The 14023-nt window shown below is 38.0% G+C and carries 11 protein-coding genes; 5 read left to right on the top strand and 6 right to left on the bottom strand.

Features of this window, described 5'->3' with window-relative positions; all coding sequences use genetic code 11:
- Positions 1-94: 94 nt before the first annotated feature.
- A complete protein-coding gene (locus Q0X77_RS06655) occupies positions 95-868 on the bottom strand; it encodes a TIGR03915 family putative DNA repair protein (protein ID WP_297794895.1) in 774 nt (257 codons plus the stop codon).
- 409 nt (positions 869-1277) lie between these two features.
- Between Q0X77_RS06655 and Q0X77_RS06650 the strand changes: the two genes are divergently transcribed.
- The gene (locus tag Q0X77_RS06650; protein WP_297794892.1) at positions 1278-2030 is read left to right on the top strand and encodes a LexA family transcriptional regulator; all 753 of its coding nucleotides are present in this window, start codon (positions 1278-1280) and stop codon (positions 2028-2030) included.
- 52 nt (positions 2031-2082) lie between these two features.
- Here Q0X77_RS06650 and ggt read toward each other — a convergent pair whose 3' ends face one another.
- Together ggt and Q0X77_RS06640 are read right to left on the bottom strand one after the other, a co-directional pair.
- Positions 2083-3765 carry a gamma-glutamyltransferase gene (gene ggt / locus Q0X77_RS06645; protein WP_297794889.1) on the bottom strand — a complete coding sequence of 561 codons (1683 nt, stop codon included), beginning with the start codon at positions 3763-3765 and terminating at the stop codon, positions 2083-2085.
- Complete coding sequence (locus Q0X77_RS06640) at positions 3753-4346, bottom strand: acyl carrier protein phosphodiesterase (RefSeq protein WP_297794886.1); 594 nt, start codon at positions 4344-4346, stop codon at positions 3753-3755. The genes ggt and Q0X77_RS06640 overlap by 13 nt, the downstream gene beginning before the upstream one ends.
- Before the next feature lie 95 nt (positions 4347-4441).
- Between Q0X77_RS06640 and Q0X77_RS06635 the strand changes: the two genes are divergently transcribed.
- Positions 4442-5764, top strand: a complete 1323-nt coding sequence (locus Q0X77_RS06635) for a phosphoglucosamine mutase (RefSeq protein ID WP_297794883.1) — start codon at positions 4442-4444, stop codon at positions 5762-5764.
- Between the two features lie 42 nt (positions 5765-5806).
- Here the strand turns inward: Q0X77_RS06635 and Q0X77_RS06630 are convergent, their stop codons facing one another.
- Positions 5807-6694 (bottom strand): lipid A biosynthesis acyltransferase, encoded by an 888-nt coding sequence (locus tag Q0X77_RS06630; RefSeq protein WP_297794881.1) that lies wholly within the window; start codon positions 6692-6694, stop codon positions 5807-5809.
- Between the two features lie 60 nt (positions 6695-6754).
- Between Q0X77_RS06630 and Q0X77_RS06625 the strand changes: the two genes are divergently transcribed.
- The gene (locus Q0X77_RS06625) at positions 6755-7402 is read left to right on the top strand and encodes a rhomboid family intramembrane serine protease (protein ID WP_297794879.1); all 648 of its coding nucleotides are present in this window, start codon (positions 6755-6757) and stop codon (positions 7400-7402) included.
- Positions 7403-7564: 162 nt separating this feature from the next.
- A complete protein-coding gene (locus Q0X77_RS06620; RefSeq protein ID WP_297794877.1) occupies positions 7565-9217 on the top strand; it encodes a hypothetical protein in 1653 nt (550 codons plus the stop codon).
- Positions 9218-9289: 72 nt separating this feature from the next.
- Here the strand turns inward: Q0X77_RS06620 and Q0X77_RS06615 are convergent, their stop codons facing one another.
- Together Q0X77_RS06615 and Q0X77_RS06610 are read right to left on the bottom strand one after the other, a co-directional pair.
- Positions 9290-10396 (bottom strand): TlpA disulfide reductase family protein, encoded by a 1107-nt coding sequence (locus Q0X77_RS06615; RefSeq protein ID WP_297794874.1) that lies wholly within the window; start codon positions 10394-10396, stop codon positions 9290-9292.
- 103 nt (positions 10397-10499) lie between these two features.
- The gene (locus tag Q0X77_RS06610) at positions 10500-11012 is read right to left on the bottom strand and encodes a hypothetical protein (protein WP_297794871.1); all 513 of its coding nucleotides are present in this window, start codon (positions 11010-11012) and stop codon (positions 10500-10502) included.
- 92 nt (positions 11013-11104) lie between these two features.
- Between Q0X77_RS06610 and Q0X77_RS06605 the strand changes: the two genes are divergently transcribed.
- The gene (locus Q0X77_RS06605) at positions 11105-14020 is read left to right on the top strand and encodes an FAD-binding and (Fe-S)-binding domain-containing protein (protein WP_297794868.1); all 2916 of its coding nucleotides are present in this window, start codon (positions 11105-11107) and stop codon (positions 14018-14020) included.
- Positions 14021-14023 lie beyond the last annotated feature (3 nt).

Below are 14023 nucleotides of genomic sequence, written 5' to 3'. Positions count from 1 at the left end.
AATCCCCGTTTGCAGCCAACCAGCATATAGTTTAATGCCATTTTGAAAATATATCACGGATGCATTATTGATTTAAAATGGTCAGAAGTTTAAATTATACCGCTTCCCTTTTCTCCCTAATATCTCTTTGCCGCTTGGGCATTTGATAGGTATGTGGTCTTTGGGCAATTAAAGACTTTATAGAATTGTTCGCAAAATAGGAATTCCATAACGTTATAGCACCTGACAACCCTGAATGCTCATTGGATTTAAATGACGCCTTGTTGGTAAAAACAGCTTTAGGATCTAAGGAAATTATTTGAACGGTTTTAAGATTAAAATACAAACCATAGTTACGCTTAATGTCATAAATAATCCATTGTCTGTCACTAAAGTGATAACGAAAATGCTTTGATACCAGGGGTATTAAATCAAACTCCGGCTCTGCAATAATGAAGTGAACACCGTCCTTGGAAACCTGAAATTTCGTAAAAGCCTCCATCTGGTTTTTTTTCTTGCCCACTATAGCAGCTAGATTATTTATTTTAAAAAGCATCTCATCTGTTAGTTCTATTGGATTGGATTCCTCTTTAGCAACTATTTTTTTGATATAAGAAAAGAGTAGTTTTTCAATGCCATGGGTTTCACTTAAAAAGGCAAAATAAATATTTTTAATGGCAGTATTACTCCTTTTGCTAAGACCATTCCAAACACGTTTAGCTTTGCTAAGTTGAGTTAGAATGATTTGGGTTTCTGTAAAAAGACCTTTTTGAATCTCATTTTTTCTTTGAATGTCCACGACATTTATTTTTTCTTCAAATGCCGTAAAGACTGAAGTTAAAAACCCGTTAAAACTTCCGTCATACACTAAAATTTTTTCTTGTTCCATTATTTTCAGAATAAGCTTAATTGTTTGCTGATTGAATTTTGCGTACTGTTTTTAGTAACCCTATCTTTATATACCTGCACTTTATCCTTCTTTTTGTGTTTTCTTGACACGCTTATATAAGTGCTGTCTTCTAATCCTTCTTTAGCCCAGAGACTTAGTTTTTCTGTTATTATTTCATCCATCATGAGAATCATTGTTTGTATATAATCCAAAAATATGGAAAATATCCTAAATTAGGAAATATTCCGATAATATTTTGGAAATAATCCAAATTTTGTATCTTTGAGAAGCTATCAATGGGCAAAATGCCAAAAAAAACAGCCAGAACCTTATTTAGTGAGGTGCTAAAAATCACAGGTTTTTACCGTGGTATAATAAAAATCAGCTATAGAAACGTAAGAGAACGATTATGGAAAATGAACTTACTATTAAACGCTTTATTGAGATAAGGAGGGATTTGGGTTATACCCAGGCAGAATTTGCAAGGATGCTTGGAATTCCCAATACTACTGCTGATATCGAACGTGGTCGCACCAAACTTTCAGGTAAAGTAGTGGTGGAAATGTTAAAACAATTTAATGTAAATCCACTGTGGCTTTTTGGGGATAGTAATAATCAATATTTAAATTATTCCGGGACAAGTGTTATTCCAAAAGTGGTAACCGTTGATTCTGAAGACAATGACAACATGGTTTTGGTCAATGCCAAAGCTGCCGCCGGCTATCCTCAAAACATTCAGGATACAAGCTGGTATAAACAATTACCTGCTTTTGATCTCCCACTTCCTGAGTTCAGAAATGCTACATACAGAGGTTTTCAGGTTGAAGGCGATAGCATGCTGCCAAATTTGCAACCGGGTGAATGGGTACTGGCAAAAGCCGTGGAAGGATTAGACGACATAAATGCTAATAAAATGTATGTGATTGTACTTCACGACGCAGTACTTGTAAAGAAAATTGAAAAATTGCCGGGAAGTTCAAAAATGCTGCTTATTTCGCTTAATGAAACGTATCCGCCATATGAAATAGATTCAGAGCAGGTTCAGGAATTATGGCAGGTAAGCAGTAAGATTACTTTTGGGGTCGATGCAACTACTGAAAAAGGATTGCTGAGACAGTTGCAGGAATCAATGGAAGAATTAAAAAATCAATTGAGGAAATAAGTATTCAAAAAGAAGCTATTAGATTATATCTTTATTTCACTCCTTTCAGCTCTTAAAAACCTACTGCGGTATCATCACCACGTTTATCTGCACCCCCTTCAAGACTCCCGTCGGGTAAAACCAGAATGGCATCTACTTTTCCGAGGATTGGGGTAGGTTTCTCACTAATCAGGTATTCTTTGGATTTTAACTCAGCTTTCAACGCATCCGTAAATCCCTCGGTCTCAAATACGATATGATCGGGTAACCACTGATGATGGAATCGGGGAGCGTTCACCGCTTCCTGCATACTCAGATTAAATTCATATACGTTAAGAATTGTTTGTGCTACGGCAGTAATAATTGTGGACCCGCCCGGAGAACCCACAACCATCCAAAGATCACCTTCTTTTTCAACGATAGTTGGGGTCATTGAGCTTAGCATTCGTTTTTCAGCTTCTATACTATTAGCGTCAGCACCAATAAGCCCAAACATATTAGGTTCACCTGGTTTTGCACTAAAATCATCCATTTCATTATTAAGGAAGAACCCTAGTTCATCGCAATATAGTTTGGAACCATATGCGCCGTTTAAGGTGGTAGTTACAGAAACAGCATTTCCCATCTGGTCTACAATGGAATAATGTGTAGTCTCACTACTTTCTACAATTTCCACTTTTCCATGCTGCACTTCACTGGAAAGTGTGGCAGCATCAAATGAAAAGTTTTCCATTCGAGCCTGCAAATACTTGTTACTCAATAAAACATCGAGAGGAATAACTACAAAATCCGGATCGCCGAGAAAGAAGTTCCTATCGGCATAGGCCCGTCTTGCAGCTTCTGTAAACAATTGAATAGATTTTGCAGAATTATGACCAAAGTCAGAAATGTCATAAGGTTCAATCATTTTAAAGATTTGATTTATGGTCACTCCGCCGCTGCTTGGCGGACTCATTGAAATTATTCTTAAGTCCTTGTAATTGAACACCACGGGTTGCCGCCATTTGGCCTCATACTTCGCCAGATCTTCTTCTGTAACATAACCGCCTTTTTCCTGTATAAATCTTGCAAGGATTTTGGCAGTTTCTCCCTTGTAGAACTCATCCCTTCCGTTTTTTGCTATTCTTCTTAAAGTATTGGCAAGGGCCGGATACTTCAATGTGTCTCCGGCATCACACTTAGTATAAAACAATGTGTTTTCACCATTCACACTTTTAATTTGTTCCCAGTATTTGTCTAGTCTCGCAGCCTGTTTTGGAGTTACTTCAACCCCTTGATCAACCAGTTTTATAACAGGGTCAATGATATCTTTTATGGGTAAGGAACCAAATTTACTATGTACTTCAAAAATACCGGCAATGGTGCCCGGCACTCCTGTTGCACTTGCACCAATGGTGCTTTTACCCGGAATAACATTGCCCAGAGAGTCAAGATACATATCCTTATGGGCCGCCAATGGTGCCTTTTCACGATAATCAATGGCACCTATATTGCCGTTGTTTTTACGGTAAACCATGAATCCACCACCGCCAAGGTTACCGGCAAAAGGATAGGCCACGGCCAATGCCAGCTCTGTCCCAACCATTGCATCGAAGGCATTCCCACCTTTTTTAAGAATTTCTGTTCCAATTTTGGATGCTTCTTTACGTGCAGATACAACCATAGCATTTTTAGTTACCAGGCCTGTAGGCTTCGCAGGTTCTTTTTTACAATGTACAAATGTTAAAAGCCCAAGAAGAAGAATTAGTATTCGCATAAGGAGATATATTTTTGTTTGGAAAAGGATTCGAGTTCACTAAAAAAAGCGGTAAATTCTATTTCAAAGGTATCATAGTGTTTTTCCAGATCTATAATGGCTTCATTCATTTTGCTTCTATTATTGGTTCGCCTGTTCATCCCTGATAAAACCCTGCTGATTCCATCCATTTGGGCGTAGTTAAGGAGCCAATTATCACTCATCATGTAAGGGATCATACGCTTGGTGGCATCGGGCAAAACAGTATAATTATCCTTCAGTAAATCATAGAATTGATCAACAAATAGATTTAAAGGAGTTCTTGAATATTGATTCCAATTTTTGGCCAAAAAATGGTCATAAAAAATATCCACTATTACCCTGCTATAGTGACTGTAATTTTGATGTAATCTCTTACTGCTCAGCTTGGCAATTGGATGTGCATCTGTAAAAGTGTCAATTTCCCGATGCAGGAGGATTCCTTTTTGTATCCTCTCAGGAAGGTGTTTGTATTTGTTTCCTTTAATGCTATCTGCTACAAAATTCCCGATGGTAACTTCATCATCTCCAAATGAGAGATATATATGTGCCAAAAAATTCATGAACTACGAATATAATCTTCAAAACTCAATTTACAAATTGAGAGGACATGATATTGATTAAGTCTTATATATTTGCAGAAAACTTATAAAATTTTATGACCTTAATAAAATCTATTTCAGGCATAAGGGGGACCATAGGAGGGAAGCCCGGCGAAAATCTTACACCTATTGATACCGTAAAATTTGCAGCTGCCTATGGTGCATGGTTAAAACAATATACCAACTCGGAGAATTTAAAAGTGGTTGTTGGAAGGGATGCGAGGTTATCCGGGGAAATGATTCAGAATTTGGTAGTCTCCACATTGGTAGGACTTGGTATCGATGTAGTAGACCTTGGACTGTCTACGACTCCTACAGTGGAAATAGCTGTACCACTTGAAAATGCACATGGTGGAATTATTCTTACAGCCAGCCACAATCCGAAACAATGGAATGCCCTGAAGCTTTTAAATGAAAAAGGTGAGTTCCTTAATGCAGAGGAAGGAGCAATTATTCTTCAATTGGCTGCAAATGAAGATTTTACTTTTTCTGAGGTGGATGACCTTGGAAAGATTACAAAAAATGACGCATATATAGATATACACATAGATGAAGTTCTGAATTTATCATTAATAGATGCAGCGGCCATTAGGAAAGCTAAATTTAAGGTGGTCGTAGATGGTGTAAATTCTACTGGAGGTATTGCTATACCTCGATTATTGGATTCTTTAGGGGTTGAAGTAATAAAGCTGTATTGCGAACCCACGGGGCATTTTCCACATAATCCTGAGCCTTTGAAAGAACATCTGGGTGATATCTGTGATTTGGTGGTAAAGGAAAAGGCCGATTTTGGGATCGTAGTTGACCCGGATGTGGATCGTTTGGCATTTATTAGTAATGACGGAGAAATGTTTGGAGAGGAATATACCCTGGTGGCATGTGCAGACTATGTTTTGGGTAAAACAAAAGGGAATACGGTATCCAATTTATCTTCTTCACGTGCGCTTAGAGATATTACGACTAAACACAATGGTATTTATGAGGCAGCAGCGGTTGGAGAGGTGAATGTTGTGAAGAAAATGAAGGATTCCCTTGTTGGCACTGCATTATTTTTAATGCTTATGGCCGAAAGAGGAGGTACCGTAAAGGAATTACGAGATAGTTATCCAAGTTACTATATGAGCAAAAAGAAAATTCAGCTAATTCCCGATCTTGATGTTGATGAGATCTTAGCTTCCATGGAAAAAAAGTATAGCGATGAGGATGTTTCAACAATTGATGGGGTAAAAGTAGACTTTCCCGATAATTGGGTGCATTTGAGAAAATCCAATACCGAGCCAATTATACGCATTTATACGGAAGCTAAATCGCAGAAAGAAGCTGATGCACTGGCAGATAGAATTATAGGCGAAATAAAAGCAATTGCAGGAATTGCCTAAATCCTTAGTGTAGTACTGCAGCTATTTAAAGATGGATTGCAACTAAAGATATTTTTCCGGCACTTTATCTCTGTGTTTCCATCTCCTGTGCGTCCATAAATAATACTCCGGTTTTTCCCTGATTTCTTCTTCAGCCAGTTTTAGGAACTGATCGGTAATTTCATTCTCTTTAGAACTACCGCCTTCCAGTGCTATGGGTATAAATTCGGTCCTGTAATAACCTCGTTTTACTTTGGACACTTTAGCAAAGACCACGGCATGGTCGTACTTTCTGGCAAGGACTTCGGGACCATTAAAAACAGGGACAGTAATATTCATAAATTTGGTCCAGTACTGCGCGCGGTGTGCCTCCGGAGATTGGTCACTTACGATTCCATAAACACCGGTAACACCATTCTGATGATTACGGGCCATCGTGATGACCGTTTCTTTCTGTGAAATGGGCGTTGTGTTCCAAATAGCGCGAATTTTCTTAATCAAGCGATCAAAATATTTGTTGCCAATTTTCTGATAGATAGCAAACCCTTTTGATGTTACATATCGATTTACAATAATACTCCATTCCCAATTCGCATAGTGGGGAAACATCACCAGGATACTGCGCTTTTTCTCTACTTCAAGCAACAGATCAATATTGGGCAGGGCATAGCGCTTTTTTAATTCCTCTTCACCTATATTCAGGGTTTTAATGGTTTCCAAAAACATATCACACATATGCTTGTAAAACGCTTTTTGAATTCGTTTTAATTCCTCATCACTTTTATCAGGAAAAACCAAAGCCAAATTAGCATAAACTACTTTTTTTCTATACCCTATGATCCGATATACCAGCACATAGACCATATCAGAAAATAAATAGAATAACCTATAGGGCAGAATTGAGATTAACCATAAAAACGGGAAGGCAATAATATAAACGAGCAGCTGCATTCGATAAATTAATATGCGCAAATATAGCTATATTTGACGCTTAATTAAATTGATATATTTATGAATTTGCATCTGGCTACTATTGGGATTATGGCTGCAAATGTTTTGATTTCAATAAAGGGATTTAATGATGTTTATTTCTTTGATCGCTATAAGTTTACTATAAGTGCCATTAAGGCGGGACAACGCGATAGAATGTTAACCTCCGGATTTCTTCATGTAGATATTTCTCATCTCTTCATGAATATGTTTACCTTATATTTCTTCGCGTCTGTCGTTATCAGATGGTTTGGCTGGGAAAAATTTTTAATTATTTATTTTATAAGTCTCCTGGCAGGGAGCTTACTCGCTCTTTTTTTTCATAAAAATGAACCCTATTATAGCGCCGTAGGAGCAAGTGGTGCAGTAACGGGCATATTGTATGCGGCAATTTTACTTCAGCCCGATATGCAACTCGGCATTATGTTTATACCCATTCCTATCCCTGCTTATATTCTGGGACTGGCCTATATGCTATATTCTATTTATGGCATGAAAAAGCGATTGGGTAATATTGGACACACCGCCCATTTCGGTGGGGCAATCGGGGGATATGTTACGACCTTGCTGTTTAAACCTGACCTTATAGTTTCGGATACCTTAATGGTAGTGCTTCTGGCCATTCCAATCGTAATTTTATTTGTTCTTGAAAAATTGGGTAAGCTTTAATAAAATAGAATTTTAGTAAGAAAAAACCTAAATAATACATCAGAATAAACAAGTTTATAATCGATCAAATCCTACGTTTGAACGAAAAAAAGTACAGTTTATATACCAATTAGGTTACTTTGCCGTTTACTAATTACCCAAATTAGATTGAATAACCTACTTATGATGAAAAGAGTCCCCTATTTACTTATGGCTTCAATGGCCATTTTTATATCCTGTGATGACGAAACTACTGTATTCGTTGATGAACAACAGGAGAACCTCATTCTAGAAAATGATTTAGTAAAGTTAAGTGGTAGCATTAATTTCGAAAATTCCGGTGTGCTGGATATTTTTGAAGATGAACTTAATTCAAATAAAAAATTCTCGGCTGCTAAAGCTGATGAAGCAGGGGATTATCCTATTACACTTGTGGCTCAGGTGAGTCCGCCAAGCATTGGAGGGAGTGCTGATTTGACTGCCTCTCATGTCGATGTTGACGGAGATTATGCTTATGTTTCTTATAATTTAGCCGGAGAAGATTACTATGGAGCTATCGACATTGTAAATATAGCTGATCCTCACAATCCGGTGGTAACCTCACGACTCATCTATTTAAATTCAGATATTAACTCATTACAATATTCAGATGGATATTTATATGCAGTTGGAGGTCTGAATAAGGAAGCATCTTTTACCGCTTCGTCCAGTTCTTTTGTTACTAAAATACGAATCAATGGCGGAGGCACAATGGATTTAGGTGCTGGTATACTTTATGGATACCAGCCTGGTGACAATGCAACAGATGTACATGTAGATGGTAATGAAGTTTATGTTTCCAGTGGAAAAGATGGATCTGTAACCATATATGATACAAAAGATTTTGATGTTAAAAGGGAAGAATTATTTTCTGACCTACGGTCACTGGCGTTCGACAATAATAAAGTGGCCTTGTTAGATGCCGGATTTGGATTGCGCATTCTGGATGATAATTTAAAGATCAAAAAAGAAATTCCGATCAATTCAGATTTTGGGGCATATACCAAAAGAACGGTTGATTTTGTAGAAGATAAAATTGTTGTAGCGGAAGGAAGTAAAGGAGTTGGATTATATTCTTATGATTCCGGAACCCGTCTGCAATATATACCCATAAGTATTGATCCCAATAATACGGCGACAGGAGATGTGGTTAATAACGCAGTTGCTTTTAACAAGGATATTATATTAATGGCCAATGGTGGTGCCGGGCTTTCGTTATCCGAAGATAGGGGACCTAGTGCTGCACCTTATGGGGTAATACAAATTAATGGCTCGGTTAATTATGTCCAATCTAAAGGGGATTATGTTTTCGCTGCTTCAGGAGCAGAAGGTTTACAAATTATAAAACTAAATAGATTGTCGCAAAGCTTAGCTGCCACTTGTGCAACACTCGAAGAATATAATGGTACAAGTAAACTAGTTATCAATGAAGGGCAAGATAGTGCTTTTAGAGGAGCAAAGAGATTTAATTCAATCCAAGTGAGTGGATCCCTATTGATGTGCGGTTCCTGGACAGTAATCAATGATGTGGATATAAAAAAAGATAGTGGCCTTCTAGAAATGAATGGTAATTTGTTGGTAGGCAGGAATAGGAAAAGGAAAGAAATTAAAATTGAAGAAGGTGCAACCTTACGGATAGAAGGAAATCTTACTATTTATGGTGATTTAGACTTAAAAGATGGATCCACTATAGAATTCATTGGCTCTGACTCTGTAGTCAATATTTTTGGCGAGGTTAAAATCGGAGATGATGTTACGATCGCCGGTGATTTCGACGATGTGCAGAATAAGTTTTAAGATCTAATAGAATGTATAAAAAAACCCTGATGCATTAGGCATCAGGGTTTTTTTATTGTTAAGAACTTCCTTTTATTGAAGTAGTTCGCTAATTTTATTTTCTAATGCCATACCTCTTAAATCTTTTGCAATGATCACTCCATTTTCATCCAAAATGAATGTTGCAGGAATAGCCTTTACATTGTAGAGTTCGGCAATTTCATCAAAATATTGAACATTGGATACATGGTTCCAAACCAAGCCGTCATCCTCAATAGCCTTGGTCCAGTCCTCAGCCCTTCTGTCCAATGAAACCCCAAGAATATTCAGGCCTTTTTCATGATATTTATTATATATTTTTACCACATTTGGGTTTTCCGCCCTGCAGGGTTTGCACCAGGCTGCCCAAAAATCTACAATTGTCACTTTTCCTAAAACATCATTCAATGCCAATTCATCACCCGAAGGAGTAGGAGCTGAAAAATTAGGGGCTTTAGAACCAATTGAAGTTGTTGTAAGTTTCTCAAGTTTGTCTTTTATGCGTTGTCCAACAACAGTTTCCTTGATAGTAGGGGTAAGGGCTTCATAAAGTTCCTTAATCTCATTCTCAGGCAGTCCCTTGGTTGCCATTACCTTTTCAATGATTAAAGCCGAAATAAGGGCTTCAGGATGTTCTTTGGTAAATCTGACTTCAAATGTCTTGGCTTCTTCCTGCAATTCGAAGTACTCATCCCTTAAAGAAGTCATAGCTGCGGTATCTTGCATTGCCGTAGCATTTCTCATTTCGTTGGACATAGACTGAGCCCTTCCTGATAATCCTCTTGATTCTTCAAGAAAATCGGCAAAAAGGTCATTTTGTAGAGTCCCTTTCATTCCGGCGAAAGCAAGGCTGTCTTTTTGAGCTTTAACTTCAATCGATCCGTTTTCAAGAACCACCGGAATATTACCTCGCACCCTGTTGATTAGGATATAATGAAGCTCAGGGAGATCAGAAGTACCTGTAAATGTAAACTGACCGTTTTCCAGCGTGGTAGTGTCTACTTCAACTAACTGATTAGTTTCATCGGTTTTTTTAAGGAAGACCTGTGTTCCGTTTTCCAATTCACCAGTTAAAGTACCTTCCAGTTTATAGCCCTCCGGAGTTGTGTTACATGCTACAAGTATCCCTGATAGCAATGCTGTAAAAATGTATTTTTTCATTGTTTTTTAAATAAGCAGGGCAAAGGTACTTATATAAAGGAGAATAAAAAAAGTCCTTGGACATAAGGTTGTGTTAAGGACAGAAAAGTCTAAAGTGGGGATTTTAAAACTGATATCGAATTCCGAGGGCAATATCAAAGTCAAAATTATCTGAGAAATCATTGTACCCTATCAGGCCAAGTTCAGGTCTTATATCGAGTGATAACAAGAGGGGGATGTCGAAATTATATTCGACTCCCACTGTACCAGCTATAAACGCGAAAAAGCCTCCATCAGGGGTAAATGGTTCCGTAGTTCCATTTCCCGGAACAGGTTCAAAACTGGCGCTTCCCAATCCGGCACCTGCTCCATAATACCAGTTAAAATTACCATCAATATGCCTCACCCATTGATAAAGGCCTGAAACTTTTATGGCATCAAACTCCCGGCTATCTCTCCAGCCCAGATTAAGTTCAAGTCTGTGATATCTGCTCAATAGCCTTTGATATGAAATTTCTGCACCAAATCCATCACTGTCGCCAAGACGAAGCCCCAGTGCATTATCTGAAATATCCTGTGAACTTGCAGTAACTGAAAATAAAAGGGTGATTAGTAAAACAGAATTTAAAATTTTCATATGTTCTGATTTTAGCTTAGGTTTAAATTGCGAATCAAAAAAAAGGCTCTCAGCTATTTAAAACTTAATTTCGCACTTAAAATTGTTTTGGATTGGATAAAAATCTTTTAATAAGCTTACGAAATTCCCTCAGCGGAAGTTTGCAATTTGATAAACTGTCCAAAGCACTTTATGCAACTGATGCCTCGGTCTATAGAAAAGAGCCAATCGCTGTTGCTTTCCCCAAAGATGAAGATGATATTGTTAAATTGATACTTTTTGCGAGGGAACAGCATGTCGGATTAATTCCCCGAACCGCCGGTACCTCATTAGCCGGACAATGCGTTGGGGAAGGTATTGTTGTTGACGTTTCCAGGCATCATACCAAAATTCTTAAGTTAGATACTGAAAAGAAAACCGTCAAGGTTCAACCGGGTGTTATCAGGGATGAACTAAATCAATATCTGAAAGACTCTGGTTTGTTCTTCGGTCCAAATACATCTACCTCAAACCGATGTATGATTGGGGGAATGGTGGGTAATAACTCCAGTGGTACAACCTCAATTCAATACGGGGTAACGCGAGATAAAGTGATTTCTTTAAAGGCCATACTCTCAGATGGCTCACAGGCAACCTTTGAATCAATAACGCCTTCGGAATACAGAAAAAAAATGGAATTGAATACCCTGGAAGGAACTATCTACAGGGAATTGCATAGGGAATTACAGAACAAAAATGTACAACAACAGATTAAAGAAGAATTTCCTAAAGAGGGTATTCATAGGAGAAATACAGGATATGCGGTAGACGAACTATTGCGCACTAAGCTTTTCGGTGGTATTGAAGAGGAGGTTAATCTTTGTAAACTACTTAGCGGAAGTGAAGGAACTCTGGCTTTTACAACGGAAATTACTTTGCAATTAGATGATATTCCACCGCGAAACGCTGCTATGGTAGTTACTCATTATAAAGATCTGGAAAGTTGTCTGCAGGATGTGGCTCCTGTAATGCATCATAATTTGTATTTGTGCGAGATGATGGATAAAGTTATCCTGGATTGCACAAAAAACAATAGGGAACAATTGTCGAATCGATTTTTTGTTGAAGGTGATCCGGCAGCACTGCTGATGTTGGAATTAAAAGATGATACCAAAGAAGGTCTTGAGCGCAAATTACAAGAACTTATTAAGACGATTGAAAGTTCGGGACTAAGTTATGCAAATCCTATTCTTAGAGGTGCTGATATAAACAAGGCCATTGCACTGAGGAAAGCTGGTCTGGGCCTGTTAGGGAATATGGTAGGAGACCGGAAGGCCGTAGCATGTATTGAGGACACGGCGGTAGCTCTGAACGATTTAAAAGATTTCATTGGTGAATTTACCGAGATTATGAAATCCTATGGTCAGGAGGCAGTTTATTATGCGCACGCAGGGGCAGGGGAGTTACATTTAAGACCCATCCTTAATTTAAAAAAAGCGGAAGATGTTTCCCTGTTCAGGCTTATAACAACTGATGTGGCCAAACTAACAAAAAAATATGGTGGATCCTTCAGCGGGGAGCATGGGGATGGTATTGTAAGGGCAGAATTCATACCTATGATGCTAGGTGATGACAATTATAAGTTGTTAACCAGAATAAAATCATATTTTGATCCCGATCATATTTTTAATCCTGGCAAAATTGTAGATGCCTATCGAATGGATGAAGCTTTGAGGTATGAAATTGACAGGCATGAACCCGATATCAAAACGCTTTTTGACTTTTCCGACAGTGAGGGAATATTAAAAGCCGCAGAAAAATGTAATGGGAGCGGGGATTGCAGAAAAACCCATAAGGCCCCGGGGGGGATGTGCCCTAGTTATCAAGCGACAAAAAATGAAAAAGATACGACAAGGGGGAGAGCTAATGTGCTTCGCGAAGTACTCACAAATTCCGTTGAAAAAAACCGTTTTGATTCAGAAGAACTAAAAGACGTCTTTGATCTCTGCCTAAGTTGCAAAGCTTGTGCATCTGAATGCCCCAGTAATGTTGACGTTTCTACCCTAAAATCAGAATTTTTATTTCAATACCAGGAATCCAGAGGGTATGCAATTAGAAATAAGATATTTGCTCATAATACCAGATTGAATGCTATAGGAAGCATATTTCCCAAAATAACAAATACGATTTATAATTCCAGGCTACTTAGTTCTCCAATAAAAATTATTTCAGGAATTGCCCTGGAAAGAACCTTACCAAACGTTTCAAATTATAATTTAGTAAAACATCTTCAAAATACTAAAAAACAATCAGTTACCAAGGAAAAAGAAGTGCTTTTATTCATTGATGAATTCACCAGGTATATGGATACCGCTGTAGGAAAAGATGCTATTGATTTGTTGCTGGGATTAGGGTATGATGTACATCTTTTTCAGGGTGAAAGTGGAAGGGCACTCATTTCAAAAGGTTTTTTAAAGGAGGCTAAAAAGCTGGCAGAAAAAAATATCGGACCGTTGCATGACTATGCCAGGAGAGGGGTACCAATTCTGGGTATTGAACCTTCCGCAATCCTAACTTTCAGGGATGAATACAAAAGATTTCACTTAGATACTGAGATAGTTAACGCGATTGCAGATCATACTTTTCTTATTGAAGAATTTTTGTCGAATGAGATTAAAAATGGGGCAATAATGAAGGAACAATTCACCACATCGGCCGCCACAATTAAAATTCACAATCACTGCCATCAAAAGGCCTTATCTGATCAAAAAGTAACTTTTGACATATTAAATCTTCCTGAAAACTACAGTGTTAGCATAATAGCTTCAGGCTGCTGTGGAATGGCGGGGTCTTTTGGTTATGAAAAAGAACATTATAAAACTAGTATGCAAATAGGCGAGTTAAAGCTCTTTCCATCCATACGTAAATCTGATGAAAACGTAATCATTGCAGCAAATGGAACAAGTTGCAGGCATCAAATTGCCGATGGGACAAAGCGCATAGCGCAGCATCCGGTAACTATTTTAAAAAATGCGATGAACGTTACATGATTG

Source organism: uncultured Eudoraea sp. (genome assembly GCF_947258925.1).
Classification (GTDB): Bacteria; Bacteroidota; Bacteroidia; order Flavobacteriales; family Flavobacteriaceae; genus Eudoraea.
Note: the sequence above shows the minus strand (reverse complement) of the source record. Positions and strands in the feature narration are given on the sequence as shown.